20 protein-coding genes and 1 pseudogene are annotated in these 26192 nt (G+C 68.8%); 12 read left to right on the top strand and 9 right to left on the bottom strand.

Going from position 1 to position 26192, the window contains the following annotated elements; genetic code table 11:
• Positions 1-111: 111 nt before the first annotated feature.
• Positions 112-1686: a ligand-binding sensor domain-containing protein gene (locus OV287_RS11030; RefSeq protein ID WP_267533977.1), complete on the bottom strand. Its 1575-nt coding sequence runs from the start codon at positions 1684-1686 to the stop codon at positions 112-114.
• A gap of 199 nt (positions 1687-1885) precedes the next feature.
• Here OV287_RS11030 and OV287_RS11035 point away from each other — a divergent pair, with 199 nt between their 5' ends.
• Positions 1886-2584: a class I SAM-dependent methyltransferase gene (locus tag OV287_RS11035; protein WP_267533978.1), complete on the top strand. Its 699-nt coding sequence runs from the start codon at positions 1886-1888 to the stop codon at positions 2582-2584.
• A 3-nt stretch (positions 2585-2587) separates the two neighbouring features.
• Here the strand turns inward: OV287_RS11035 and OV287_RS11040 are convergent, their stop codons facing one another.
• From OV287_RS11040 to OV287_RS11055, 4 genes are all read right to left on the bottom strand, one after another.
• The gene (locus OV287_RS11040; RefSeq protein ID WP_267533979.1) at positions 2588-4501 is read right to left on the bottom strand and encodes a hypothetical protein; all 1914 of its coding nucleotides are present in this window, start codon (positions 4499-4501) and stop codon (positions 2588-2590) included.
• Positions 4502-4508: 7 nt separating this feature from the next.
• Positions 4509-5201: a response regulator transcription factor gene (locus tag OV287_RS11045; RefSeq protein WP_267533980.1), complete on the bottom strand. Its 693-nt coding sequence runs from the start codon at positions 5199-5201 to the stop codon at positions 4509-4511.
• On the bottom strand, positions 5198-6721 hold the full coding sequence (locus tag OV287_RS11050; RefSeq protein ID WP_267533981.1) for a sensor histidine kinase: 1524 nt from the start codon (positions 6719-6721) through the stop codon (positions 5198-5200). Before OV287_RS11050 ends, OV287_RS11045 begins: the two co-directional genes overlap by 4 nt.
• Before the next feature lie 85 nt (positions 6722-6806).
• Positions 6807-7400: a hypothetical protein gene (locus OV287_RS11055; RefSeq protein ID WP_267533982.1), complete on the bottom strand. Its 594-nt coding sequence runs from the start codon at positions 7398-7400 to the stop codon at positions 6807-6809.
• Positions 7401-7594: 194 nt separating this feature from the next.
• Here OV287_RS11055 and OV287_RS11060 point away from each other — a divergent pair, with 194 nt between their 5' ends.
• On the top strand, positions 7595-8596 hold the full coding sequence (locus OV287_RS11060; protein ID WP_267533983.1) for an NAD(P)H-dependent glycerol-3-phosphate dehydrogenase: 1002 nt from the start codon (positions 7595-7597) through the stop codon (positions 8594-8596).
• A gap of 15 nt (positions 8597-8611) precedes the next feature.
• On the opposite strand, the gene OV287_RS11065 is transcribed toward OV287_RS11060, so the two are convergent.
• Both OV287_RS11065 and hflX read right to left on the bottom strand, forming a co-directional pair.
• Positions 8612-9049: a hypothetical protein gene (locus OV287_RS11065; protein WP_267533984.1), complete on the bottom strand. Its 438-nt coding sequence runs from the start codon at positions 9047-9049 to the stop codon at positions 8612-8614.
• Between the two features lie 47 nt (positions 9050-9096).
• Positions 9097-10875, bottom strand: a complete 1779-nt coding sequence (gene hflX / locus OV287_RS11070) for a GTPase HflX (protein WP_267533985.1) — start codon at positions 10873-10875, stop codon at positions 9097-9099.
• A gap of 197 nt (positions 10876-11072) precedes the next feature.
• Between hflX and proB the strand changes: the two genes are divergently transcribed.
• Positions 11073-12218 carry a glutamate 5-kinase gene (gene proB / locus OV287_RS11075; protein WP_267533986.1) on the top strand — a complete coding sequence of 382 codons (1146 nt, stop codon included), beginning with the start codon at positions 11073-11075 and terminating at the stop codon, positions 12216-12218.
• Positions 12219-12227: 9 nt separating this feature from the next.
• Here proB and OV287_RS11080 read toward each other — a convergent pair whose 3' ends face one another.
• On the bottom strand, positions 12228-12698 hold the full coding sequence (locus OV287_RS11080; RefSeq protein WP_267533987.1) for a hypothetical protein: 471 nt from the start codon (positions 12696-12698) through the stop codon (positions 12228-12230).
• Positions 12699-13008: 310 nt separating this feature from the next.
• Between OV287_RS11080 and OV287_RS11085 the strand changes: the two genes are divergently transcribed.
• The 4 genes from OV287_RS11085 to OV287_RS11100 all read left to right on the top strand — a co-directional run bounded on the left by OV287_RS11085 (position 13009) and on the right by OV287_RS11100 (position 17940).
• Positions 13009-14028, top strand: a complete 1020-nt coding sequence (locus OV287_RS11085; RefSeq protein ID WP_267533988.1) for a helix-turn-helix transcriptional regulator — start codon at positions 13009-13011, stop codon at positions 14026-14028.
• On the top strand, positions 14025-14948 hold the full coding sequence (locus OV287_RS11090) for a helix-turn-helix transcriptional regulator (RefSeq protein ID WP_267533989.1): 924 nt from the start codon (positions 14025-14027) through the stop codon (positions 14946-14948). Before OV287_RS11085 ends, OV287_RS11090 begins: the two co-directional genes overlap by 4 nt.
• Before the next feature lie 7 nt (positions 14949-14955).
• Entirely contained in the window at positions 14956-16575 is a 1620-nt protein-coding gene (locus OV287_RS11095) for an FHA domain-containing protein (RefSeq protein ID WP_267533990.1), read from the top strand.
• A gap of 102 nt (positions 16576-16677) precedes the next feature.
• Positions 16678-17940 (top strand): phospholipase D-like domain-containing protein, encoded by a 1263-nt coding sequence (locus OV287_RS11100; RefSeq protein WP_267533991.1) that lies wholly within the window; start codon positions 16678-16680, stop codon positions 17938-17940.
• 83 nt (positions 17941-18023) lie between these two features.
• On the opposite strand, the gene OV287_RS11105 is transcribed toward OV287_RS11100, so the two are convergent.
• Positions 18024-21125 carry an ABC transporter substrate-binding protein gene (locus OV287_RS11105; RefSeq protein ID WP_373371820.1) on the bottom strand — a complete coding sequence of 1034 codons (3102 nt, stop codon included), beginning with the start codon at positions 21123-21125 and terminating at the stop codon, positions 18024-18026.
• Positions 21126-21396: 271 nt separating this feature from the next.
• Between OV287_RS11105 and acs the strand changes: the two genes are divergently transcribed.
• From acs to OV287_RS11130, 5 genes and pseudogenes are all read left to right on the top strand, one after another.
• Complete coding sequence (gene acs / locus OV287_RS11110; RefSeq protein WP_267533993.1) at positions 21397-23340, top strand: acetate--CoA ligase; 1944 nt, start codon at positions 21397-21399, stop codon at positions 23338-23340.
• Positions 23341-23455: 115 nt separating this feature from the next.
• Positions 23456-24799: a SitA5 family polymorphic toxin gene (gene sitA5, locus OV287_RS11115; protein ID WP_267533994.1), complete on the top strand. Its 1344-nt coding sequence runs from the start codon at positions 23456-23458 to the stop codon at positions 24797-24799.
• Positions 24799-25149: a DUF2019 domain-containing protein gene (locus OV287_RS11120; RefSeq protein ID WP_267533995.1), complete on the top strand. Its 351-nt coding sequence runs from the start codon at positions 24799-24801 to the stop codon at positions 25147-25149. Before sitA5 ends, OV287_RS11120 begins: the two co-directional genes overlap by 1 nt.
• 7 nt (positions 25150-25156) lie before the next feature.
• Positions 25157-25795: pseudogene (locus OV287_RS11125) on the top strand (AHH domain-containing protein); the annotation flags it as partial.
• Positions 25795-26145, top strand: coding sequence for a DUF2019 domain-containing protein (locus OV287_RS11130; RefSeq protein WP_267533996.1), 351 nt, complete (start codon positions 25795-25797; stop codon positions 26143-26145). The pseudogene OV287_RS11125 and the gene OV287_RS11130, both read left to right, overlap by 1 nt.
• Positions 26146-26192: the final 47 nt, after the last annotated feature.

Raw genomic sequence — 26192 nt, forward strand, 5'->3', positions numbered from 1 at the left:
CTTCCCCTCCACTTCCCCTCTCCCCTCGGGAGAGGGACGGGGTGAGGGTATCGGACCCCCCAGGTTCCCCTCCGTGAGGACGGAGGGGAACCGTGCTGCACCCCGTGGAACTCAGTCCCCGGAGTAGATGCCGATGGCGCCGGGCACGCGGTTCTCACTGCTGCCCATGAAGCCCACGAGGATGCGGCGCTGGCCGTGGCGGTCCACCTGGATGTCGGAGACGGTGCTCATGCACAGACGCCTGCCGAAGTCGCCGCAGCCGTAGGAGGTGACCTGGCCACCCCTGAGGCGGAAGACCGAGCCGAGCCAGCGGGCACCGGTCCACACGCTGCCGTCGCGGGGGTCCACGGCCACGGCGGACAGGTGGGGGACGCCGACGTTGACGTAGCGGACGTCGCCGCCTTCCGCGTTCATCCGGGCGAGCCCGCGGGTGAAGGAGCTGACCCAGACGGTGTCATCTCCGGCCACGGCCAGGCCGGACACGTGGTCATCCACGCGATCGGCCTCGCGGGGCATGTTCGGCTCGCCCACCTTGTCAGGCCAGATGTCGAAGCGGTTCCAGGCGTAGTCCCGGTTCTCGCTCATGCTCTGGGCGCGCCAGTAGTTGTTGCTGTTGGTGCCGTAGCGGAAGCGGGTGGAGCGGTTGGAGCCGCCGAAGAAGACATCGCCGCTGGGGTGGACGGAGACGCCGTAGTAGGCGTCGGTGAGGAGGATGGCGTCGCCATTGGCATTCAAGGCGTTGACGTGCGGGTGCACGTGCTCCATGACGCCCGAGCAGGAGAGCTGTCCATTGCAGGTGTTGTTGCCGGTGTAGCGGGCGTCGCCGCGGGCGAAGCCGTGGTTGCCGCCGAACCAGACGCTGTTCGTGTTCTTGTCGTAGGCGATGCGGAGGATGTTGCAGAGCTTCTCTCGGCCGCGCATCTCGTCGCGCACCACGTTGGGGCCGGAGAAGATGTCGTAGTGGACGACGTCGAGGGTGCCGTCCGAGCGCAGCGTCACCTTGTCCGCGTCACCGCTCTTGTAGCGGGAGGGGTCCGGGCTGGGGCCGTCCCAGTTGCCCTCGCAGTGGTCCGAGTTCTTGCCGGGCCTGCCCTCGTAGCCCACGAAGACGGTGCCCGCGGGGCCACCGGCGACGGAGATGACCTTCAGGTACTTCTCGCCCGGAGGGACGCTGCCGTCCGGCATGAAGCCGTAGGGGCGCAGTCCGTTCTCCATGGTGTAGCGCTGGAGGCGCTCGGCGCCTGGGCGGAGCAAGAAGAGGCCGTCCTCGCCGCCGGCCACCCAGACGTTGCCGCCCTCGTCCGCCGTCACGCCGTAGACGCGCCGGGGCCCGCCGTGCTGGATGCCGTAGAAGCGCCAGCCCGGGGGAGAGGTGAACTCGATGGCTTCCTCGGGAGGAGGTGGCGGAGGAGGCGGCGGGGTGCCCGAGTCAGGCGTCTGGGTGCCCGAGTCAGGCGTCTGGGTGCCCGAGTCGGGCGTCTGGGTGCCCGAGTCAGGCGTCTGGGTGCCCGAGTCGGGCGTCTGGGTGCCCGAGTCAGGCGTCTGGGTGCCGCTCCCGTCCTCCCGGGGAGTGTCCAGTCCGGGGTTGTCCTGCTCGGACTGGTCGTGCCCCGCCTGCTGCTTGCAGCCTGCCCACATCGCGCCCGTCACGACGAGCGCCGCCGCCCACCGCCATCCGCCCTTCATGTCGCTGCCCACCCGTTCTGTGGAATTCGGGTACCCACACGGCACCCCTGCTGCCCGGCATCGCAAGCGGGGTGCCAGCCCGGCTCCTCTGGAAGACGGGCCCATGCGTCGGCTCCCGGACAGCCCATGGGTAGCCCGGTGCCCAGGAATGGCAGGGTCCTGACCCCTTTACGCCTCCAACCGTGCTAGTGCGGAAGAGATGGCCGGAAACGACGCGCGCGGCCGCACGCCGCTCTCCCTCGTCGGGCAGGAGCCCGACATTGCCTTCTACACACGCCAGGCGACCGAGCATGGCGGACCCGTGCTGGTGCTGGGCTCGGCCAACGGACGCGTGGCCTGGGCGCTGGCTGGTGCGGGGATGTACGTGGTGGGCGTGGACCCCTCCGAGCGGATGGTCCAGGCGGCCGAGGAGCACCGCGGCTCGGAGTCTCCCGAGGTGGCGGGCCGTGTGCGCTTCCACCAGGCCGACCCGCGCTCGCTGCGCCTGTCCGAGCGCTTCCCCGTGGTGCTCGCTCCCCAAAATGCCCTGGGGATGATGGGCTCGCACGAGGACCTCGAGGCCTTCCTGTCCACGGTGCGCCACCACCTGGAGCCTGGGGGCATCTTCGCCTACGACGTGCTGAACCCGCCCCCCGAGCCCGCCCCTCAGCGGGAGGACGAGGAGCCGGGCTCCGCGCTCGAGCCGCGCCGGCCGGTGTTCGCCTTCCACTTGCGCGAGCGTCGGCAGCCCGGGGCGCCGCTCGGCATCCACCGCCTCAGGCTGAGGCCCTTTGCCGCTGAGGAGCTGGACGCGGCGATGAAGTCCTGCGGGCTCACACCTCGGGAGCGCTACGGCCGCTTCGACGGCAAGCCGTTCGACCCCGAGGACGCGCGGCACATCGGCGTGGTGGAAGGGTGAGGCTCAAAACCTGAACGCGGCGCCGCCAAGGACGGTGGGGGTGGACAGGGTCCGGTCCCGCCCGGGCTCGTGGAGAGCGTCGAGCTGGCCGCGGACGAACAGGCGGGAGAAGCGCGTCACGTCTACCTGCGCTTCGGCGTAGGCCCCGAGGTCTGAAGGGGCCGTGAATCCACCACCGCCAGGGTCCCACCCCAGGCTGAGCCCCGCGCCCCCGCACAGGACGAGTCCCAGCCGGAGCTGTTCTCCGAGCAGCAGCTCCGCGCCGGTCTCCACCGCCAGGGTGGCGGCGTGCACTCCCTGGAACGCGTGCCCATCCGACAGGTGGAGCGCCGCCTTGTAGCCGACCGCATCCAGCGCCAGGGACGCGAACACGCCCGCCCGCTGCCGTTCACCGAAGCGCTTTCCCAGCCGCCCGCGGACTCCGGCGAGGGAGGCCTCGACGCCGAAGCTCCGGTCGAGCGTGGTGAAACGCGTGAGGCGCGCCGGGAGCAGGACCACACCGACGGCCAGCTCGTCGCCGGTGGCAACGTTGTTCAGCTCGAAGCGCTGCTGCACGGGTGTGAAGCGGAGGTCGGCATACGGCAGCGTAAGCTCCGCTGGGCCGCGGCCCAGTGCGAGGTGTCCGTCGAGTGAGGCCCAGAGCAGGTACTCCGGGGTCCGCACTGCATCCCACGCGTCTTCCGGCACCACGGTCTCGTGGAGCACGAAGCGCATCCGGAGCAGGGCATTCCAATCGGAGCCGGCGCTCTGGAATCCGCCTCCGCCAGCCTCGAGCTGCGGTTGGAAGAGGGAGCCGTCGAAACGCGGGGCCTCGTACTGTGGCGCCGGGGCGGGGAGCCCGCCTGTACTGTTCTCCGGCCCGGGTCCGGCGCTCCCGCTTGTTCCGCCCGCGAGAGCCTCCGCCGCGCCCGCGTGAAAGTCTGGCCGGCTTCGTCCACACGCTGTCCAGATGGAGAAGTCCTCCTGGCGTGGGAACTCACCCCGGTCGACCAACTCCCGGACGTAGCGGAGGTTGAAGTCGTCGGCGCTCCGCTCGTAGCGCGAATAGAACCGGTAGTGCTCCACGAACGTGTCGCTGTCGAGCCGCTCGCAGTAATCCCGCCGCAGGTTGGCACGGACCTCGCTCCAGCGCTTCGGGGTGAAGGCGGAGTTGTTCCAGGTCTCGTCGAACTCGGGAGAGACATGCTCGCGCCAGTCGAAGGGGCGCGTCAGCCTCCATCCCTCTGAGGTCTTCAGCAGCCGCGGGTTCTCGTCCTGGCACAGGCTCCGGTAGAAGAGGAACCCCTGGTAGTTGGCCTCGAGGTCTCCGAACGAGAAGACCTCCGTTGTCGCGAGGCCGAGCGAGCTGCTCTCCGTCTCCGCGCCGTAGCGGACCAGTTGCTCGAGCGCCTCGCGTTCAGGGACTCCCGCCTTCGTGAGGGCGAGGTAGCGCTGGTGATACTTCCATCCCGTCTTGAAGAAGTGGGAGAGCTTGTCGGCGCCCATGTGGACACCGGCGACGTTGAAGGTCGCCTTGACGCCGAAGGACAGGCCCCAGTCCCAGAGGCGCCCGCTGCGGTAGATGGAGGAGTGCTTCTCGAAGTGGGAATGGTCCTTCTTGGAGGGCACCCGGTCTATCCGGGGGGAGTTCTCGGCCCAGAGCTCAATCTTGTGGAGGCCCGAGATGCGGAAGCGCTGGTAGACGCGGTGGGCGACGTCCTGGCAGGAGTATGAGTCCCAGTTGGTGCGCCGGTTGACGAGCTCCAGGGCCCCGAGGATGTCCCGGTTGACCTTCTCGTTGAGGGCGCCGAGGGAGTCGAGCGGCCGCTTGTCGATGGCGAAGTATTGATCCGTCTCCGTGGCCTGGGCCGTGCCCGTCATCACCGTGGCCCACAAGGCGATCCCCCTCCACTTTCGCTGTGCGCTTGGGCGAATCATGGGCTCCTCAGCGTTCGAAGCGGTATCCGAGCCCTCGCACGGTAAGGAAGTGCCGGGGCTGTTCGGGGTCTGGCTCCAGCTTGAGCCGGAGCTGGCGCATGAAGTTGTCCACGGTGCGGGCGCTGCCCTCGTAGTCGTAGCCCCAGGCGGCGCTGAGCAGCTCCTCGCGGCTGAAGGTGCGTCCCGCGTGCGCGAGGAAGTGGGCCAGCAGCTTGAACTCCTGGGCCGTGAATTCCACGGGCTGCCCGGCGCGCGAGACCGTCTTGGCGCTCAGGTCCACCTGGACGTCGCCGAAGCCCACCGGCTGGGGCTGTCCCTGGGAGGGGTAGCGCCGGCGCAGCACCGCCTTGATGCGCGCCAGCAGCTCCTGGAGTCCGAAGGGCTTCACCACGTAGTCGTCGGCGCCCAGGTTGAGGCCGAGGATCTTGTCCATCTCCGCGCTCTTGGCGCTGAGCACCACCACGGGGATGTCGCGGCCGCGCTGGCGCAGCTCCTTGAGCACCTCGAAGCCATTGAGCTCGGGCAGCATCACGTCCAGCACGAGCAGGTCCGGCGACTCGTCGAGTGCGCGGGCCAGCCCCGTGCGGCCGTCCTGGGCTTGGAGGACCTCATAGCCCTCGAAGTTCAGGTTCATGGACAGGCCGGTGAGGATGGCCAGGTCGTCCTCCACCACCAGGATGCGTGTTGGCTTGTCGCTCATGCCTTCCCCACGGGGAGCTGGATGGTGAAGCGGCTGCCCTTTCCCAGCTCGCTCTTCAGGGTGATGCGCCCCCCATGAGCCTCCACGATGTGCTTGGCGATGGCCAGCCCCAACCCGCTGCCCTCTGTCTTGCGGGTGAGCAGATTGTCCACTCGGTAGAAGCGCTCGAAGATGCGTCTGCGGTCGCGGGGCGAAATGCCCACGCCGTGGTCCTCCACCGTGAGGTCCACCCATTTGCGATCAGCACGGACGATGAGGGAGATGCGCTTGTCCTCCTTGCTGTACTTGTAGGCATTCTGCAGCAGGTTGAGCAGGGCCCCGGCGATGGCTTCCCGGTCCACCTGGACCTGGGGGAGATTCTCGGGCAGGTCCACGGAGAGTCGCAGCTCGCCCTCCAGGCGCTGGGCGCGGAAGGCCGTCACGGCGGCATCCACCACGGCGGGGACGGGGAGGAACTCGCGGTGGTACACCTTGCGCCCGCTCTCGATGCGGGCCCAGTCCAGCACCCGGTCCACGAGGGTGCCCAGTCGCTCCGTCTCCTGGGTGAGCAGCTGCAGGACCTGCTGCGTCTGTGCCGGGTCCTTCACGCGGCCCAGGGCGAGCGTCTCGATGAACATGCGGATGGAGGTGATGGGGGTGCGCAGCTCGTGGCTGACCAAGGAGACGAAGTCCGTCTTCATGCGTGAGAGCCGGGCCTCGCGGTAGAGGACGCGGCCGGTGTAGACGACGCCGAAGGTGAGGGTGACGTAGAAGAGGCCGAGCAACACCACGTACACCACGCGGTTGCGGGTGGAGGCGCGGGCGATGGGATCCTCTCCGGTGGGCACCACGGCGAGCCGGAAGTCCTGCAGCGGTGGAGGCAGCACTTGCTCGGCGAGCACGAGGGGCCCGAGCGCGCTGGCCCGGGCCTGGGCCACCTCCAACGCCAGCTTGCCCATGAGTCCCTCGCCGGTGGCCTCCTGGCGGGCGAGGAGGACGAAGCGCACGGGCTCGCTGGAGGTCACCTGGCCCTCGGCCCGCTCTTCGATCAGCGCCTCGACGGCGTCCTGGGAGAGGCGGACGCCGTGCACCACGTCGCCCTGGCGCTCGGCGGCGAGGAGCGTGGCGCGCCCGCCCACCATGAGGGAGAAGTGCGAGGTGCCGGCGGGGAAGTCCGCGGACGAGGACTGCACGGCCTGCAGGGCGGCGGCGAGCTCGGCGTCGGGAGAGCTCACCTGCTTGCCCTCCACGCGGAAGGAGGCCGGGGTGGACAGGAGGCGCCCGTCGGAGGTCACGAGACGGGGCTGGCCGTCCACGAGCACGAAGCGCGCGGAGCGCAGCGCGGCGGGCAGGTCCTCGGTGAGGGTCTCGAGAGTTCCCTGCCAGGTGGCCTCCAGCCGTTTCTCCACCGCGGCGCGCTCGTTGATGATGGCCACCACCCCGAAGCCGGAGAGCCCGGCCGAGGGCAGCACCACCAGGACGATGAGCAGCGCGAAGGTGCGCCGGAAGCTGAGGATGATGGAGGGTTGGGGGCTTGCCACGGCCCCTCTCCTTTACCTCTCCGGTGGACCGGGTGCTCGACTTCGTTGCGGCTCGGGTGTCCTCCCTGGGGAGGGAGGGGGAGCGTCAGGGCAGGCCCGCGTCTGGCGCCAGGCCGACGCCCTGGGGGGCAGAGTCCAGGGAGGGGGCGGGGGGCGGCGTGCCGGCGTGCATGAGGCGCTCATGGGTGATTCCGAAGAGCGTTGTGCGGGCGAGCTCGAGTGCGCGGTCCTTGTCCTTGCCGAGCCAGGTGACGACGATGCCGCAGGGGGTGTCATCGTCCCAGGTGACGACCTGGAGCATGCCGGGGACGGGCTCGCGGCGGGCGGCGGCCTTGCCCAGCGCGGGCACCTCGATGCCTCCGGCGCGCAGGGTAGGGGCGAGCAGTCCGCGCACGTCCTGCCCATCAGGGAGCTTGTGGCAGTCGTAGGCGATGGAGACGGTGACGTCCTTCTGCTCGGCCGAGCGGAAGGTGCAGATGGGCCCGCAGCTCGGGCACGTCCGCTCCTCCTTGAAGCTGAAGCCGGGCAGGGCGTCGCGAATCTCGGGGGTGACGAGTCCCTCGCAGGAGAGGGCGCTCGGAGGCGGCAGCACGCCCGCGTCCGGTGTTCCCGCGTCCCGCGAGCGGCAGGCACCGAGCGCCAGTGCCAGCACCACTCCCGCGCCCCTTCCGACCCTCATCCCTGGCTCCCTCTGTGTGCGCACACCCGTGAGGCGGCGGATGGTAGACCGGCAAACCCCCTGCATGGCCACGAGGAAGTGCTGGCCTGCTTGCTGCCCGACGCTGCGCCGCTCGCTCGCTGGGAAACCTCGTTCCCGGCAGAGGTGTGGTCTAAGCTGCGCCACCCCCCTCCTTCCCCCGGGAGAATCGTCCCATGCGCGCAGCTGTCATCGGCTCCGGCTCCTTCGGTACCGCCCTCGCCAACGTGCTCGCCGTGAATTGCGAGCAGGTGGGCCTGTGGGGCCGGGATGCCGCCCTGGCCGACGCCATCAACACCCGCCACGAGAACTCCGGCTACCTCCCCGGCATCCCCATCTCCCCTCGCGTCCAGGCCACGACGAGCCTGAAGGTGGCGCTGGAGGGTGCGGAGATGGTGGTGCTGGCCACCCCCAGCCATGCCACGCGCGACGTCATCTCCCACGCGCTGCCGTACCTGCCCAAGCACGCGCCCATCATCACGGTGGCCAAGGGGATTGAGAACGAGACGCTCCTCACCATGACGGAGCTGCTCGAGGACTGCCTGCCGGAGGAGTACCACCCCTACATCGCCGTGCTCTCCGGTCCCAGCTTCGCCAAGGAGCTGGCCCAGCGCATGCCCACCGTCGTCACCATCGCCTCGCACTGGGACAAGGTGGCGGTGCGCTGCCAGAAGGCGCTGCAGACGGAGACGTTCCGCTCCTACACCTCCAATGACGTGGTGGGGGTGCAGTATGGCGGCGCGCTGAAGAACGTCATCGCCATCGCCGCTGGCATCGCGGATGGGTTGGGCATGGGCCACAACGCTCGTGCGGCCATCATCACCCGTGGCCTGGCGGAGATTACGCGCCTGGCGGTGCGCAAGGGCGGCAACCCGCTCACGCTCTCGGGCCTGTCCGGCATGGGGGACCTGGTGCTCACCTGCACCGGCGAGCTCAGCCGCAACCGGCACGTGGGCATGGAGCTGGGCCGAGGCCGCGCGCTCCAGGAGATTCTGGCGGACATGAAGCAGGTGGCCGAGGGCGTGAAGACGGCCAAGAGCGCGAGGGACCTGTCGCGCAAGGTGGGGGTGGAGCTGCCCATCTGCGATCAGGTGTACGCCATTGCCTACGAGGGCAAGAGTGCCCGCGCCGCGGTGGTGGAGCTGATGACGCGCCAGCCCAAGTCCGAGCTGGTGTGAGGCCGGGGGCGGCGCTCAGTACGCGCGGCCGCCGACGCCTTTCACTCGCCACACCGTCTGGCGCTGGGTGGTGGTGTGCGAGAGGAGCACGCCCTCCTGCTGCATCTGGTCCAACAGACGCACCAGCTTGCTGCGGTCCAGCCCCGTGGCCGCCGCGAGCGCCGGGGTCTCCAGTCCCGCCGGGTAGCGCCGCAGCTCATCGACGATGAGCTTCTTGAACTCGGCCTTCACGGCACCATCCATGTCCTGGGCCTTGGAGGCCTGGAGGATGGCGATGGTGATGAGCCCCAGCACCGCCACGGCGAGGGCCGGGTAGATGATGTGGCTGTTGCGCTCGAGCAGCTCGAAGTAGTTCGGGTCCACCGAGGAGGCGGGCTTCTCGGGGCCCCGCTCCAGGCCGGGGATGGGGAGCTGCGCCAGCAGGGACAGGGAGATGAGGGAAGGCGTGAGCAAGGCACCGGGACTGTAGAAGGCCCCGGTGCCCGCCCGCAACCCCGGGGCTACGCTGCCCCGAGGTTCTGCTCGGGCACCTCTTCGTCCTCGAGAGGCTCCTCGAGCGGCTTGGAGTCAGGCCCGGTCGAGCCCTCGACGAGCCCGAGGGTCCCGAAGGTGTGCGACGCGTCCTGGGTGACGACGCCGAGGTTCTGCGAGGCGCCCTCGGCGAAGAGGGTGGTGTCCGCCTTGGACAGCAGGGCAGCCAGGCCCTCGCGCTTGACGGCGCTGATGGCCACGCCCCCGCGGGTGCGCAGCAGCGAGCCCACCTCTTCCTGGGTGAGCTGGTCCGCCTTGTTCCACACCATGAGGCGCGGCTTCTGCATCAGGTCCAGCGAGTCGAGGATGTTCTCGACGGCCTCCACCTGGTCGTCGCGAGACGGGTCGTTCGCGTCCACCACGTGCAGCAGCAGGTCCGCGTCGTACAGCTCCTCCAGCGTGGCGCGGAAGGCAGCCACCAGGTCCTTGGGCAGGTCCCGGATGAACCCCACCGTGTCGGTGATGATGACCTCGCGCTCCTGGGGGAAGCGCAGCCGGCGGCTGGTCGGGTCCAACGTGGCGAACAGCTTGTTCTCCACCAGCACCTCGGAGCCGGTGATGGCGTTGAGGAGCGTGGACTTGCCCGCGTTGGTGTAGCCCACGATGGAGATGACGGGCAGCTCCCTGCGGTTGCGCTGCGCCCGGCGGACCTCTCGCTCGCGGGAGAGTGCGTCGATGCGCTTCTCCAGGTGGTTGATTCTGTCTCGCGCGCGGCGGCGGTCGATCTCCAGCTTCGTCTCACCGGGGCCTCGTCCGCCGATACCACCGGCCAGACGGCTCAGGGAGGTGTCGCTCTGCACCAGGCGGGGCAGGCGGTACTTGAGCTGGGCCAGCTCGACCTGGAGCTTGCCCTCGGCGCTCTGTGCCCGCTGGGCGAAGATGTCGAGGATGAGCTGGGTGCGGTCGATGACCTTGAGGCTGGTGGCCTCGCTGATGTGACGGCCCTGCGAGGGGGTGAGGTCCTTGTCGAAGATGAGGACATCCGCCATGGCCTGCATGGAGCGCAGGTTGAGGTCCTCCAGCTTGCCGCGGCCGATGAGGTAGCGAGGGTCTGCCTCGCGGCGCATCTGCAGCACGCTGTCGATGACCTCGACGCCCGCGGTACGCGCGAGCTCCTTGAGCTCGGCGAGGCTGGCCTCCGCGTGGGCCCGGTTGCCGTCCAGGCACACCGCCACGAGGATGGCCTTGTCGCGGCCGGAGATGGTCCGCGCGGCGGCCTTGCGGTTGAGCTCTTCCTCGAGCGCCTCCAGGGTGTCGAGCACATCCGGCTGGCCGTCGTGGACGTCCGGCAGGGTGTTGACTCTCCAGAAGTCGCCGGTGCCGTTCTCGGGCACCAGGTGCGCGTAGTGCAGCACGCCGGGCAGCCCGCTGTCGCCCACGCCCACCGCGGCGACCATGTCCAGGCGCAGCAGCGCGAGGTCCGTCAGGTCGTCCTTGGTGAGCGGCTCGCTCTTGAGGTGGGTGTGCACCAGGCGCAGACCGCGCAGACGCACCTGTCCGGCGCGGGCACGGCCGATGTCCGGCAGCTCCAGCTTGTGGGCGTTGCCCACCACCACGTACTCGATTTCGCCTTTGCGGTTGAGGAGGACGCCGATCTGACGATGGGTCTCCCTCGACAGCTCGGTGAGATGACGGGCGAGCTCGGGAGAGACGATCTCATGCGGCGAGACGCGGCGGCGGTAGGTGTTGCGCAACCGGCTCTGCTCGCTTGCCTTGAGTCCGAGGGTGTTTCCGTAGATTTCCTTCAAACGTGTCCTTCTCCCGCGCGGAGGGAAGGGGCGTCCGCGCTACGCCGTCGCCCCATCCCTGTCACTCCTGAGGATAGGTGTCTTCGGGCCCGGATTCATCTCCGGGGGGTCCCGAAAGCCCGACTTCATGCAACACGCCTTCGTGGCGAGTGCTTCCGGGGCAGGACGAAGTTTGGGTGTCCCGCCTGACACCATTGATGGCATACCTTTGGTGTGTGACTTCTTCTGGACGAGACGCGGTGCGCGCCGCCCGGCGCGTGGTGGTGAAGATTGGGACCAACGCCCTCACGAACGCCACGGGGCGCTTCAACCGGGCCCATTTCGAGGCGCTGAGCGAGGATCTGCTCTGGGCGGCCCAGGGCCGGGAGCTGGTGGTGGTGTCCAGCGGTGCCATTGCCCTGGGCGTCGAGCGGCTGGGGCTGCCCGCGCGTCCCAAGGACATTCCAGGCAAGCAGGCCTGCGCCGCGGTGGGTCAGAGCCGGCTCATGCAGGCGTACGAGGAGGCCTTCGGCAAGGCGGACCGGCGGGTCGCCCAGGTGCTCCTCACCCATGGGGACGTGCAGGACCGTCGGCGCTACCTCAACGTGAAGCACGCGCTGGAGCGCCTCCTCGAGGCCAATGTCGTCCCCATCATCAACGAGAACGACACCGTCTCCGTGGACGAGCTCAAGTTCGGTGACAACGACACCCTGGCTGGCCTGGTGGCAGGGGTGGTGGAGGCGGATGTGCTCGTCGTCCTCTCCGACGTGGAGGGCCTCTTCACGGCCGACCCGCGCAAGGACCCGAACGCCCGCCTGCTCCCCGAGGTGGAGGCTGTCACTCCCGAGTTGATTGCCCTGGCTGGAGGCTCCGGCTCTCTGGTGGGAACAGGGGGCATGGCCACCAAGATTCGCGCCGCCGCCCGCGTCACCGAGCTGGGTGTCCGCTGCCTCATCACCTCGGGGGCCGTGCCCGGCCGTCTGCGCTCCGTGCTGTCCGGCGAGCCCGTGGGGACGCTCTTCGAGACCTCCGGCTCCCGGCGCAGCGCGCGCATGGCGTGGATCGCCCATGCGCTCAAGCCCAAGGGCAAGCTCGTCGTGGACTCGGGGGCTCGCGAGGCGGTTGTCGCCAGCAAGCGCAGCCTGCTGCCCTCGGGCATCCGCTCGGTGGAAGGGGATTTTGGCCGCGGAGACCCCGTGGATCTCATCGACGAGCAGGGGCAGGTGTTCGCCCGGGGGCTCAGCTCCTATGACGATGGCGAGCTGCGGCGCATCGCGGGGCACAAGAGCGCCGATATCGAGTCCCTGCTGGGCTACCGATACCTCGACGAGGCGGTGCACCGCGATGACCTGGCGGTGCTGTAGGGGACTGCCTCAGATGGGGCGGCCGGAACCGCCCACCGCGGGCTCAGCCGACAGGTCCATCAGCGCGCGGAACTCGGGCGAATCCACCTTCATGAGCAGCAGCGAGACCTCCAGGTCCCCCGGATAGCGACCGAGCTGCACCCGGCGCTCCTGGCCGTGCAGCAGCGCCAGCTCCGAGTGCCCCTTGAGCTCCGGCAGCATCAGGTCCAGCTCCAGGCGGAACGCCTCTCCCTCGGCCGTGGGGGTGAGCACCAGCCGGTAGTCCGGCTCTCGCGCGCCCGGCTTGCGCCGCTCGGCACGCACCGTGCGGCCGGTCTCTCCCAGCAGCTTGGGCTGGGCTACCAGCCGCCCCTCGCGCCTCACCTCCAGCGCGAAGTACAGCGGCTCGGCCTGGGCCTGCGAGGGCATCCCCGCGATGCAGGCGAGTCCCACCAGCGCCAGCCCGAGCCATGCCTTCTTGATGAGGGTGGAGCGCGTCATAGTGGGTCCTCACAGTGCTTGCGGCCAGGCGAGCCCGCCCCGGCCAGGCGCACTCGTCGTCGCTCCCAAGGAATATCCCAGATACGCTCCGTTCGCGAGCCCGGAGGCCATGAACGCTCGCTTGCCAACCCTCGGGTCGGTTCAGCTCACCCTTAGGCACACCTGGACGTGCGTTCAGCAAAAAGCTGTTCAGGTACTGTTCCTCCGGGTAGATCCAGGCCCCCACGGAGCGTGAGCGGGCATCCGCCCGTTGTCATGACTCCCTGCCTTGACCCGGCCAGACGCTTTTGCGCATTGTCGAAACCTTCCGATGGACCGTACCGAACGCCTCCTCGATCTCGTCGCCTTGTTCCTGGATGCTCGGGAACCAATCTCCTGGGCGGAGCTGCGTGAGCACTTCCCCCTCGACTACATGGGCATTTCCGATGACGCCGCCGAACGCAAGTTCGAGCGCGACAAGGCGGAACTGCTCGAACTGGGCTTTCCCCTCACCTACATCCAGGGAGATGACGAGCGGAAGGACGGCTACATCGTCGACCGCGACGCCTACTACTTGCCCGAGGTGGACCTCACCAAGGAGGAGCTGGCCGTCCTCTATGCCGCGGGCAGCGCCGCCCTGACGTCCGGGGCCTTCCCCGGGCGTGATGACCTGTCCCACGCGCTGCGGAAGATTGGCTTCTTCGCCGGCAATGCGCTGCCCACCCCGCGTGTGCGCATGGAGCTGGGCTCGGAGCAGGATGGTCCGCAGCTCGCCGCGCACCTGGAGGCGCTCTGGGAGGCCTGTGCCGCGCACAAGTGGGTGCAGATGTCCTATGCCTCGCCCAAGCGTCCGGACCTCACGGATAGAAAGGTGGACCCGTACGGGCTGGTGCTCCGCCGCGGCATCTGGACGCTGGTGGGCTACTGCCACCTGCGCCAGGGGGTGCGCACCTTCCACGTGCACCGCATCCGCTCGCTCAAGGCGAACACCGCCCGGCCGCGCACTCCGGACTTCGAGGTGCCCGAGGGCTTCGCCTTCGACAACCACGTGGCCAGCTACCCCTGGCAGCACCGCTTCCACGAGCGCGTGGACGCGCGCCTGCGTCTCACCGGCGAGCTGATGAACCGGGGGGCCTCGCTCTTCCCGGGTGCCTCCGTGGCCCCGGCCGAGGACGGGGAGGGCGTGCTCGTGGAGCTGCCGGTGACGTTCATGGATGGCCTGCTGCGCTTCTGCATGCAGCTCGGGCCGGACTGCCGCGTGGAGGCTCCCGAAGACGCCCGGCAGCGGGTGAAGGAGATGGCCGCGCTCATCCTCGAGAAGCACGCTCCCCGTGAGGAGGTGGCGGCATGAGTGTCCACGAGCGTCTGCGCCGTCTGCTGTTCCTCGTTCCCTTCGTGTCCTCGCGCCCCGGCATCTCCGTGGAGGAGCTGGCGCGTGCCCTCAACGTCAGCCGGGAGCACCTGCTGGAGGACCTGGACCTGCTCACCTGCGTGGGCCGGCCCCCCTTCAACCCGGACGACTACATCGACATCTACGTCGAGAACGACCGCGTCTACGTGGACCTCGACCAGCGGCTGTCCGCGCCGCCGCGCCTGACGGTGGGCGAGGCCTCGGCCCTGGCCGCCTCGGCGGAGCTGCTGCGCCCGGCGGCGGGGGATGCGCTGCGCAGCGCGGTGGAGAAGCTGGAGGGCGTGCTGCCTCCGGGCGCTGGCGAGCGCTTCCGGGAGATGTACCGGAAGATCGACGCCGCGGTGGAGGCCCCGCAGGCGCTGGGGCCGCTCACCCGAGCCATCCACGAGCGGCGTGAGGTGTCCTTCGACTACGCCACCCCTGGCCGGGGCGCCCCCGAGTCGCGCCGTGTGCGGCCGCACGAGCTGCTCAGCCACCGGGGCCAGTGGTACCTCCAAGCTTGGGACCTCAACCGTCAGGACGACCGGCTCTTCCGGGTGGACCGGATGCAGGCGCTGGCCGTCACCGACACCGCCTTCCAGCCTCGGGAGGACGCCCGCGCCGAGGTGCCCAACCCGGTCCGGACCAATGCCGCCGTCCGGGTTCGCTTCTCCAAGCTGGTGGCCCCCTACGTCCGGGAGCGCTTCGGCGAGGACGCCCGCCTGCTCGCGGATGGGGGCGTCGAAGTCCGGGTTGCGGGCGACAACGAGCGCTGGTTGACGCAGTGGGTGCTATCGTTCGGCGGAGAGGCCGAGGTGCTCGAGCCCGCTTCGGCCCGCGCGGCCGTGGCCCGGGCGGCGAAGGCCGCGTTAGGAGTCTGAGGTTTTCATGAGCTTTCAGCTGACGATCGCCGAGGGCAAGGAGGCCGGGAAGGAGTTCGAGTTCGAGCAGGACTCCGTCCTCATCGGCCGCGTCAACGAGTGTGACGTTGTCCTGTACGACGCGGGCATCTCCCGCCGTCACTGCCGCATCTTCGCCGAGGGTGGGGAGTACTTCGTCGAGGACATGGGCAGCTCCAACGGCACGCAGGTGAATGGCAAGCAGGTGAAGGAGAAGCTGGCACTGACGGAGGGCGACAAGCTGTCGCTCGGGCCGGTGGTGTTCGTCTTCAGGCCGGTGGCGGGCGATCCCGTCACGGATGCTGGGGTGGGCGACAGTGCCGGCAGCACGCGCATCGTGTCCGTGGACGCGGTGTCGCGTCAGCGCAACCGCGGCTCGGCCCTGGCCCCCGAGGGCGCCAACGAGGAGGAGCTGGAGGAGGCGCAGCTCAACACCACGCGCCCCATTCAGACCCTGCGCACCTCCACCCGTGCGGGGACGCAGCCCGCGCTGCCTGCTGCTACTGGGGGTGTTTCTCCCCGCACGTCCACCCGTGCCAATGCTCCGGCCGCCGGGCCCGGTGCCCTGGCGCGTGCCTCTGAGTCGGCCCCCGCGGCCCCGCCCCGGCGCCCTACGGCCAACGCAGTGGCGCGTTCCGCTCCGGCGGCCCAGGGTGGGGGACTGTCCGCCGCGGATCGCGCTCGCATCCGTCGCGAGTCTCCAGGCCTGGTGGCCCAGGCTCGGCTCTTCTGGGCCGATGCGAGCCCCATGGTGCGCCGCGGCCTCATCGGCCTGGGCGTGGTGGCGGCGCTGAGCATCGTGGGCGTGGTGTACTGGCTGGTGCTCGGCGGCGAGACCAAGGTGGCGCGGGGCCCCGAGCCCGCAACCCTCAGCGGCAATCCCATCGACGACTCGTTCGGTCTGGGCGAGGGCGTGATGTGGCCCAACGAGGATCAGAAGATCTTCGAGTGGGAGTACACCGCCGCTACCCGGGCGCTGGCCATCCTGCACTACCAGGCGCAGGGCATCTCCGATGGCGAGGTGTTGGTGACGATCAACGGCGTGGACGTGGGCAAGGTGCCTCCGGACACGCTGGCCAGCCAGGACCGTGTGCTGGAGCTGATGATTCCCTCGCAGCTCCTCAAGAAGGGCGAGGTCAACCGCATCGCCTTCGACAACACGAAGAACCCGCCCGGCGAGGACGAGTGGCGCATCTGGAACATCTGGCTGGAGAAGGTGCTGTTGCCGGAGATTCCGCCCGAGCAGCTCGTCGAGGAAGCGCGCAAGGCGTACATGCGCGCTCGCAAGAACATGGACAACAAGGAGGTGGGTGCCCGCAACCGCTACGAGGCGTGGAAGTCCTTCCGCGAGGCGTGGCTGCTGCTGGAGGCCCACCCCGAGCCCAAGCCGGACCTCTACTTCGAGGCGCGCGAGCGCGTGAAGGACACGCAGAAGGAGCTGGACCGCGTGTGCGCCAAGCTGATGTTGGAGGTGGAGGGGTACGTCAACCAGAGCAACTGGCAGGCGGCCTCGGCCACGCTGGACCATACGCGTGAGTACTTCCCGGGTGACTTTGATCAGCCCTGCGCCCGCATGGCGGAGATCAAACGCGCTGACCTGGGGATGTAGCCGCACCGTCCAGCAGGTGACGTCAGGGCCGCCCCGGGGTTGTACCTGGGGCAGGCCCCACTGGTTGCCGGATGGCCCGGCCGTTCGCACCCTTGTCCCACCATGCGTGAGCAGGAGGTGGGAATCAGCGCGGAGGCCGAGGAGCAGCCCGGGGAGTCACCCAGGCAGGAGGCTGGCTGCCCGCCTGCCCATGAGCCGGTGTGGAGCCCTCACGTCTCCTCCGCGCTGCTCGCCCGCTACTACCTGCCGCGCTCGCACTTGATGCTCCGGGGCAATGGCTGTCAGTTGCTGCGCGACGGGGTGGAGGCCTACCCGGCGATGCTGGCGGCCATCCGGGGCGCCCGCCGCTACATCCACCTCGAGACGTACATGTTCATCTCCGACGCGGTGGGAGAGCTGTTCGGAGAGGCGCTGGCGGAGGCGGCCGGGCGCGGCGTGCACGTGAGGGTGCTCTACGACGCGCTGGGCTCCTGGACGAGCCGGCGCGGTTTCTTCGAGTCCCTGCGCGCGCGCGGGGTGGACATCCGCCCCTTCAAGCCCTTCACCAGCCTCGGTCGCGGCCTGCGTCACCTGCTGCGGCGCGACCACCGGAAGATATTGGCGGTGGACGGCGAGATGGCCTTCATCGGCGGGGTGAACATCTCCGCGCACTGGGCACCCGAAGGGCAGGGAGGTGCCTGGCGCGACGATGTGCTGCGCGTGGAAGGGCCCGCGGTGTACGAGCTGGAGCGCCGCTTCGTGGCCACCTGGCGCATGGCCTTCCAGGACAAGTTCCGCTCCTGGCGCGAGACACGCCGGCGCCGGCGGGCGGCCGTGTTGCATCGGCGTGGCGAGGTGAGCCTGGCGGTGCTCTCCAGCCGCCGCAGCATCCACCGCGCCTACCTGCACGCCATCTCCCGCGCGCGGCGCAGCGTGCTGGTGGCGGCCGCGTACTTCATTCCAGACCGCAAGCTGGTGGCAGTGCTGCGCGAGGCCGCTCAGCGCGGGGTGGAGGTGAGCCTGCTGCTCAACGCCAAGAGCGATCACCCCTGGCTGGTGCACGCCACGCGTGCCTTCTACGAGAAGCTGCTCACCGCGGGCGTCCGCATCTTCGAGTGGGAGCGCTGCGTGCTGCACACGAAGACGGCCGTGGTGGACGGGGTGTGGGGCACCATCGGTTCGTTCAACCTCGAGCGGCGCTCGCTCCTCTTCAACCACGAGGTGAATGCTGTCTTCGCCGATCCGCGGCTGGGGCGCAGGCTGGAGGAGTCCTTCCGCGGCGACTGCCAGAGTTGCCGCGAGGTGGACCTGGCCGAATTCCGCCGTCGCCCCCTCTGGCAGAAGCTCTTCGAGCGGGTGCTGTACGCCTTCCGCAAGGTGCTCTGAGGGTGGCGAGTGCCCACGAAGTTCTTGGACCTGGTCCGAGAGCCCGTGGATGTCCCCTCTCCCTCTGGGAGAGGGGGCATGCGCTAGCGCGCCTCGTCATTCGTTGTGTCCAGCCACAGCTCCTCGTAGCGCACCTGCGGAGGTGTCTGGTGCAGCCGCAGTCCCTGCACCCGGCCGCTCGTCACGGCATGAACGCGGGGGTGGAAGAGAGGGACGATGGGGCAGTCCTCGTGGACCATCCGCTCCGCGCGCCGGTAGAGCTGCTTGCGCCGCTCCGGATCAATGGTGACGCGCGCCTCCGCCGTGAGCTGATCCACCTCCTCGTTGCGGTAGCCCAGCATGTACAGTTTCTGCGCCTGCGAGCTCAGCAGGAAGTAGAGGAAGTTGTCCGGGTCCGGGAAGTCGGAGATCCAGTGCAACCGGAAGAGTGGCAGCCGCCCCTCGCGCCGCCGCGCCGAGTACTCCTCCGCGCCCATCCGCACGTGCTCGAGCTCCACCAGCTTCGCCTCCACCAGCGGGCGGAAGAGCAGGGCGTCCTCGGCCGACGTGTCCCGCTCCTCCGTCTGGTACAGCGTCATGTGCAACCGCCGCACCCCGGCCTCGCGCAGCAGCCGCTCGGCCAGCTCCATGTCCAGGTGCGGCTCGGGCAGCAGGCTGTCATCCCCCAGCAGCTCCGGCGGGGTCATCGTGCTCGCCAGCCGTGCCCCCTTGTAGAAGTGGTCCACCAGCGCTTGGATGTCCAGACCGGCCCGGAGCGCCTTGCGGACCCGGACATCGCTGTACGCCGGATCTTTCAGGTTGAAGCCGAGGATGGCCGTGGACGGCGTGATGCCCGTGGCGATCTGCCACCCCTCCTGCTCGGGCTCCTTCACATGTGTGGCATGCAGATAGGAGACGAACTCCACCGTCCCCTTGCGCAGCGCCGTGATGGCCTCCTCGCGCGAGCCCATCAGTTGGAACTCGAGCCTGTCCAACAACGGCTGTCCCTGGCGCCAGTAGGTGGGATTGCGCTCGAGCACGATGTGCTCCCTTCCGACGTCCACCTGCCGGAACGGGCCCGACCCCACCACCTGTTGGCGCGAGTCCAGCCGCGCGACTCCCGTGGCGGACTGCGCCAGGAGCTGGAGGAAGAAGGCCTTGGGCTCCTCCAGGCGGATCTCCAGCGTGTGCTCGTTCAGCACCTCGATGCCCGTCACCTCGCGCGCCTGGCCTGCGACGAACGTTCGGGCACCCTCTACGTCCTCTAGCAGTCCCCGGTCCGGCGACTTCTCGGCGGGATTGAGCAGCCGCTCGAAGTGGCGCTTCACGTCGCGCGCCGTCAGGGGCGTGCCGTCGTGGAAGGTGATGCCCTGGCGCAGGTGGAAGCGGTAGCGGCACGCCGAGGAGTCAGACTCCCAGCGCTCGGCCAGGTCTGGCACCAGCACGCCATCCTCCAGCCGCAGCAGGTTGGAGAAGACGCAGGCGCACAGCTCGGCGATCTGAATCTCCACGCTGAAGAGCGGATCCAACCGGCCCACCGCGTGAATGATCGACGTCTGGTGGATGCCCGCGCGCAGCGTGCCGCCCGCCTTCGGCGCCGGGAGCCGGAAGCGGAACACCTCTCCATCCAGGCTGGCCGCCTCGTGCGCGAGTTGTTCCACCGTGCGGCTCAGCCCGTCGCCAATGCGGATGACCTGGAGCGCGTCCTCGCGCACCCGCGACACCTCGTCGCTGATGGCCGAGTCCCCACGCATCAGCACGACGTGCGCCGCGCGAATCTCATCGATGGCCGCGCTCAGCTTCCCCACCGCGTTGGACAGGTCCTTGCCCGTGCGTGCCTGGCCCTCGGCCTTGTGCGAGGCCTCCTGCGCCAGCTTCGCCATCCGCTGCGTCTGGTGCACCAGCTCGCGCCCGTGCCCCGCCTGCTCCATGGCCGCTCGTGTCACGTCGTCCACGCGCCGCGCCACCCGATGGCTGGCCTCCACCACCGTGGAGCCCTGTACTTCCAGGCGCTTCGTCTCCGCCAGCGTGGCCTCCACCGCTGAGAAGGTCCGCTGGGTGATGGTGCGGATCTCCATCAGCGCCTCGGCCGCCCGGTCTCCCAGCAGCACGCCCGCGCTGGCCTGCTCGCGGCCCTCCTTCACCAGGGTCACCGTCGTGTCCAGCTCCCGGCGGATGCCTCCGACCATGGTGGCGATTTCCCGCGTGGAGCGGGCGGTGCGCTCGGCCAGGCCGCGAATCTCATCGGCCACCACGCCAAAGGGTCGGCCCTGCTCGCCCGCCTGGGCAGCGATGATGGCCGCGTTGAACGCCAGCAGGTTCGTCTGGTCCGCAATCTCCTGGATGACGTCCACGATGCGGCCAATTTGCGTGGAGCGCACGCCCAGCGAGTCCACCAGTCCGGCGGCCTTGCGGACCGTCTCCTCCACCCGGTACATGCCCTGGACGCAGTCGTTGACGAGCACCTCGCCCCGCTCGGCGGTGGCCGTCACCGCGTGCGCGAGCTGGTTCGTCTCCGTGGCGCGGTGGCGCACGGCGTCGATGCCCGTGTGCACCACCTGGACGAAGGCCTCCGCCTCGCTGGCGAAGCGCCCCAGCTCGTCGCCCGAGGAGGCGATGTGGTGCAGCCGCTCGCTCATGGCCTGCACCTGCTCGGTGGTGCGGTGCGAGAACTCGTCCAGCGCGAGCAGGGCCTCGGCCACCTGGCCGAGCCGCTCGGTCATTTCCACCAGCGAGCCCTTCGTCTCCCGCGTGAAGGTCTCCAGCTGCGTCACGCGCTTGCCCGCGGCCTGGAGGCTCTGGCCCATGCTGTTCACCGACTCTTGCGAGCGCTCCACGGCTCCGCCCTGACGGCGCGCGGCCTCCAGCAGGGCTCGCACTTCTTCGGAGACACCCTGGCAGGTGCGGCGCACGTTGCCCGTCATCCGCTGCACCTGGCTGAGCGCGCGGCGCAGGGAGATGAGCAGCCGGCGTACCTCGCGCTGGTCCCCCATGCTCTCGTGGGCGGGGTGGGTGAGGTCCCCCTCCGCGAGCTGGGAGAGGAAGCGGGTGCGCTCCTGGTCGGGCCGGGCCTCCCCGAGGAACCAGAAGGCGTACCGCGTCACCAGGAGCAGCGCCGGGGTGCCGAACAGCAGGACGCACCAGCCGGCGGCGTCATTGGGGTGGCCGGTGACGAAGTAGAGCAGTCCTCCGAGGGCGCCGGCCATGGCGAGCCCTCCGAGGACCACGAACGCGTAGAGGTTCTTTGGGGGCAGCATGGGTGGGAGCGAAGGCGGCGCACACGCTATCCCGCCCCCGAGGGGGCCCTCAAATCCGCCCGGACGTTACGGAAGGTAACGTTCGTTTCCCCGAGTGACGCCTCGACGCACCGCGTCCAGTGTACAACCCACCGGAAGCACGAGATTTCCTGGGAAGGCATGGCGCTTGCGTTGTAGGCACTCCAACTTGAACCCATTCCTACCCCAGGGGGAGACCACCATGCTTGTTTCGCCCAAGGAGCACATCACTGCGCGTGCGCGCGTGAAGAGCCTCGAGGAGTACCGCCGCCTCTACCGCCAGAGTCTCGAGGACCCCGCTGGCTTCTGGGGCGAGCAGGCGAAGAGGCTGGACTGGTTCCACCCACCCACCAACGTGCTCGACGTTGACATGAATGAGGTGGACTTCTCCTGGTACGGCGGTGGGCGCATCAACGCCTGCCACAACGCGGTAGACCGGCACCTGCACACGCAGCCGGACAAGACGGCCATCATCTGGGCCGCCAATGAGCCGGGTCAGTACCAGCGGATTTCGTTCCGCGAGCTCAAGCACCAGGTGGCGCGCGTGGCCAACGTGCTCAAGGCGCATGGCGTGCAGAAGGGGGACCGCGTCTGCATCTACATGCCCATGACGCCCGCGGTGGCCTACACCATGCTGGCGTGCGCGCGCATCGGCGCGGTGCATTCGGTGGTGTTCGCCGGCTTCTCCGCCGAGTCCCTGAGAGACCGCATCCTCGACTCGGGGGCGCGCATTGTCGTCACCGCCAACGAGGCGCCGCGCGGCCCCAAGGCCGTGGCGCTCAAGTCCATTGTGGACCAGGCGCTCGAGGGCCTCACCCAGGTGGAGACGGTGCTCGTCAGCCGGCGCACCGACAAGGCCGTGCCCATGAAGCCGGGGCGCGACAAGGTGCTCGAGGACGAGATGGCGAAGTACCGCTCCACCTGCCCGGTGGAGTGGATGTCCAGCGAGGATCCCCTCTTCATCCTCTACACCTCGGGCAGCACCGGAAAGCCCAAGGGGGTGATGCACACCACCGCTGGCTACCTCGTCTACACGTCGATGACGCACGAGTACGTCTTCGACATCCGCCAGGACGACATCTTCTTCTGCAGCGCGGACGTGGGGTGGATTACTGGCCACAGCTATCTGATTTATGGCCCGCTGGTGAATGGCGTGACGACGGTCATCTTCGAGTCCACGCCGATGTACCCGGATCCGAGCCGGATGTGGCAGGTGGTGGATGACCTGAAGGCGACCATCCTCTACACGTCGCCCACGGCGCTGCGCGCGCTCATTCGCGAGGGCGACGACTGGGTGAAGAAGACCTCGCGCAAGAGCCTGCGGATTCTGGGCACGGTGGGTGAGCCCATCAACCCCGAGGTGTGGCGCTGGTACCACGAGGTGGCGGGCGAGGGCCGCTGCGACGTGGTGGACACCTGGTGGCAGACGGAGACGGGCGGCATCTTGATTACGCCGCTGCCGGGAGCCACGCCCGCGAAGCCGGGCAGCGCCACGTTCCCGTTCTTCGGCATCGAGCCGGTGCTGGTGGACGAGAAGGGCACGGTCATCGAGGGCAATGGTGTCTCGGGCAACCTGTGCCTGAAGCGTCCATGGCCTGGCCAGGCTCGCACCATCTGGGGAGACCACCGGCGCTTCCGCGAGACGTACTTCTCCACGTACCCGGGCATGTACTTCACGGGTGACGGCTGCCGCCGCGACGAGGACGGCTACTACTGGATTACGGGCCGCGTGGATGACGTGCTCAACGTGTCTGGCCACCGGCTGGGCACCGCGGAGATCGAGAGCGCGCTGGTGGCGCACGAGTCGGTGGCCGAGGCTGCCGTGGTGGGTTTCCCGCACGACATCAAGGGCACGGGCATCTGCGCGTACGTGACGGTGAAGGCGGGCGACATGAGCTCCGAGCAGCTGGTGGGCGCGCTGAAGGAGCAGGTGCGCCGCATCATCGGACCGCTGGCCACGCCGGACCGCATCCGCGTGGTGAGCGGCCTGCCGAAGACGCGCTCGGGGAAGATCATGCGCCGCATCCTCCGCAAGGTGGCCGAGGGCCAGATGGACAGCCTGGGCGACACCACCACGCTGGCCGAGCCGCAGGTGGTGGACGAGATCGTCCAGCTCGAGCAGCGCGAGACCTCGAAGGGGCGCTGAGGCGCGGGTAGGGGCCCGCCCGGTCTTCAGAACCGGTGGGGCTGCTTCGTATCCATTGGGTACTCTTCCGGACTGGCTACCCGTAGCGGGGTAGCCAGGACCGGGAGGAATCCCCATGAAGCCGTACTGCACGGTCGTGCTGCTGGTGCTCCTCGCCGGGTGTGGTTCTGCCTCCCGGGTGGTGCGCCTGGACACGGGTCAGAGCGAAGCCCTCGTCTTCACTCCGCGCTCCAGGGCAGAGCCGGTGGAACTGGATGATGACGAGTTCGAGGAGGCCGTGGCGAAGCTTGCCCGGGACGCGCGACCTCCCGACCGACCCCAGGAAGCCGCCCGGCGGCTGTTCGAGGTGGCGGCACGGAGCGGCTCGTACACGTACGAGATACCGAGCCACCGCATCACGCCGTTCGAGCCGGGCGAGCACCTGGAGGAGGACTCGACGGAGGTAGAGCTGACGCGCGACTACCTGCGCTGGTGCGAGCGAACCGGCAGGCCCGGGGATTGTCTCCGCCTGCTGACGGAAAGCCCCACCGTCAACGGAGATGGCCGTTTCGCCCTGGCTCTGGCCCTCGCCAGGGGCGCTGTACTGGACGAGATGTTGGAGACGTTCAAGGACATGGCCGACCCCCACGCCATGGTGGCGGCGGTCCTCTGGACCTGGACCACGTACCTGGTGCTCCTCTCCATCCCGGATGTGACGGTCTCCAAGGGCCTTGCCGCGGTGATGACTGCTACGCTCATCGCCTACGTGGGCGTCGATACCTTCTGGGGCCTTGTTGTTGGCTTCAAACGGCTGATGAACGAGGCGGACCGGGCCACCACGTTCAACGAGCTGCGCGAGGCGGGAGATCGGTACGGCAAGGTGATGGGCCGCAACGCGGCGAGAGCGTTCGCCATGCTGGCCATGGCGGCCATCGGCAACACGGCACCGGGGTTGGCCGCGAAGGTGCCGAAGCTGCCCGGCTCGATGCAGGCGGCCGTGCAGGCGGAGACGCAGGTGGGTATCCGTCTGGCGGCGGTGGGGCAAGTGGAGACGGTCGCCGTGAGCGCCGAGTCCGTCACCATCGCCCTTGCCCCTGGCGCTGTCGCCATGACGGCTCGGGCCATGAGCGGAGCCGCTGCCAAGGCTCCTCCCAACGGCTTCAGGGCGTGGGGCTCGTACAAGAGCTTCAAGCGGGCCATGGGCTCGGCGGGCCCAGGGAAGGAGTGGCACCACATCGTCGAGCAGACGCCGGGCAACGAGAAACGGTTCGGGGCTCAGGCCGTTCAAAACACCGAGAACATCGTCCCGTTGGACAAGGGCATCCACACCCGCATCAGCTCGCTCTACTCGTCCATTCAGCGGGATATCACCGGCTCGTCCACCTTGACCGTCCGGCAGTGGTTGAGCACGCAGTCGTACGAGGCCCAACGCGAGTTCGGGCTGATCGCCATCGAAAAAGTAACGAAGGGGTTTTGGTGATGAAGCTGGAGGAACTTGTCGAACAGTTCGCGCAGAACGTGGCCGCGCAGACCGACGCCATCTGGAGGGGAGATGCCAAGACCGGGAACAAGCACGCCAAGAAGTACGGCGCCGCGTTCGACAAGCTCCGGACCCACGGTGATGCCGGACGCGACGCACTGGCCGAGCTGTTCAAGCACCCACGCCCGGACGTACGAGTCATGGCCGCCGCGCACCTGCTCCGCTATCGGACGGCCGAGGCCAAAGCGGTCTTGGAGGAGGTCGCCAAGGGGGAGGGGCTGGTCTCATTCAAAGCAGAGCAGGCACTGAAGCGGTGGGAGGAAGGCACCTGGGCGCTCGATCCGGAGTAGCCACCCGTTCAACGAGCTGCGCGAGGCGGGAGAGCGGTACGGCAAGCTCATGGGCCGCAACGCGGCGAGAGCGTTCGCCATGCTCGCCATGGCGGCCATCGGCAACACGGCACCGGGGCTGGCAACAAAGGTGCCGAAGCTACCCGGCTCGATGCAGGCGGCCGTACAAGCCGAGACGCAGGTGGGCCTCCGGCTCGCGGCGGTGGGGGAAGTGAAGACGGTCGCCGTGAGTGCCGAGACCGTCACCATCGCCCTCGCTCCTGGTGCCGTCGCCATGACAGCCCAGGCCATGAGCGGAGCCGCTGCCAAGGCTCCTCCCAACGGCTTCAGGGCGTGGGGCTCGTACAAGAGCTTCAAGCGGGCCATGGGCTCGGCGGGCCCTGGGAAGGAGTGGCACCACATCGTCGAGCAGACGCCGGGCAACGAGAAACGGTTCGGGGCGCAGGCCGTTCAAAACACCGAGAACATTGTCCCGTTGGACAAGGGCTTCCACACCCGCATCAGCGCGATCTACTCGTCGATTCGGCGTAGCATCACGGGCTCGGATCGATTGACCGTGCGAAAGTGGTTGAGCACGCAGTCGTACGAGGCTCAACGCGAGTTCGGGCTGCTGGCCATCGAGAACGTGACGAAGGGATTCTGGTGATGAAGCTGGAGGAACTGGTCGAGCAATTCGCTCAGAACGTGGCCGCGCAGACCGACGCCATCTGGAGGGGAGATGCCAAGACCGGGAACAAGCACGCCAGGAAGTACGGTGCCGCAGTCGATAAGCTCCTGGCCCACGGTGATGCTGGGCGTGAAGCCCTCCTCGTGCTGCTCAAGCATGAGCGCATGGACGTGCGTGTCATGGCCGCCGCGCATTTGCTCCGCTATCGGACGGCCGAGGCCAAAGCGGTTCTGGAGGAGGCAGCGAAGGGCCAGGGTCTCGTGCCCTTTGAAGCCGGGCAGGCACTGAAGCGGTGGGAGGAAGGCACCTGGGCCCTCGACCCGGGGTAGCTGGGCATCTCCATGAGCAGGATGCCATCGCCCCTGTTGTAGCGGGC

Origin of the sequence: Archangium lansingense (assembly GCF_026626635.1) — a bacterium.
GTDB lineage: Bacteria > Myxococcota > Myxococcia > Myxococcales > Myxococcaceae > Archangium > Archangium lansingense.

Coding starts and splice junctions, on each gene's coding strand:
- OV287_RS11105 (WP_373371820.1), bottom strand. CDS start 21,125: ATGGCCGGCGCCCTCGGAGGACTGCTCTACTTCGTCACCGGCCACCCC.
- OV287_RS11060 (WP_267533983.1), top strand. CDS start 7,595: ATGCGCGCAGCTGTCATCGGCTCCGGCTCCTTCGGTACCGCCCTCGCC.
- OV287_RS11090 (WP_267533989.1), top strand. CDS start 14,025: ATGAGTGTCCACGAGCGTCTGCGCCGTCTGCTGTTCCTCGTTCCCTTC.
- OV287_RS11120 (WP_267533995.1), top strand. CDS start 24,799: ATGAAGCTGGAGGAACTTGTCGAACAGTTCGCGCAGAACGTGGCCGCG.
- OV287_RS11035 (WP_267533978.1), top strand. CDS start 1,886: ATGGCCGGAAACGACGCGCGCGGCCGCACGCCGCTCTCCCTCGTCGGG.
- OV287_RS11130 (WP_267533996.1), top strand. CDS start 25,795: ATGAAGCTGGAGGAACTGGTCGAGCAATTCGCTCAGAACGTGGCCGCG.
- OV287_RS11040 (WP_267533979.1), bottom strand. CDS start 4,501: ATGATTCGCCCAAGCGCACAGCGAAAGTGGAGGGGGATCGCCTTGTGG.
- OV287_RS11100 (WP_267533991.1), top strand. CDS start 16,678: ATGCGTGAGCAGGAGGTGGGAATCAGCGCGGAGGCCGAGGAGCAGCCC.
- sitA5 (WP_267533994.1), top strand. CDS start 23,456: ATGAAGCCGTACTGCACGGTCGTGCTGCTGGTGCTCCTCGCCGGGTGT.
- OV287_RS11080 (WP_267533987.1), bottom strand. CDS start 12,698: ATGACGCGCTCCACCCTCATCAAGAAGGCATGGCTCGGGCTGGCGCTG.
- OV287_RS11045 (WP_267533980.1), bottom strand. CDS start 5,201: ATGAGCGACAAGCCAACACGCATCCTGGTGGTGGAGGACGACCTGGCC.
- OV287_RS11085 (WP_267533988.1), top strand. CDS start 13,009: ATGGACCGTACCGAACGCCTCCTCGATCTCGTCGCCTTGTTCCTGGAT.
- acs (WP_267533993.1), top strand. CDS start 21,397: ATGCTTGTTTCGCCCAAGGAGCACATCACTGCGCGTGCGCGCGTGAAG.
- proB (WP_267533986.1), top strand. CDS start 11,073: ATGGCATACCTTTGGTGTGTGACTTCTTCTGGACGAGACGCGGTGCGC.
- OV287_RS11055 (WP_267533982.1), bottom strand. CDS start 7,400: ATGAGGGTCGGAAGGGGCGCGGGAGTGGTGCTGGCACTGGCGCTCGGT.
- OV287_RS11095 (WP_267533990.1), top strand. CDS start 14,956: ATGAGCTTTCAGCTGACGATCGCCGAGGGCAAGGAGGCCGGGAAGGAG.
- OV287_RS11030 (WP_267533977.1), bottom strand. CDS start 1,686: ATGAAGGGCGGATGGCGGTGGGCGGCGGCGCTCGTCGTGACGGGCGCG.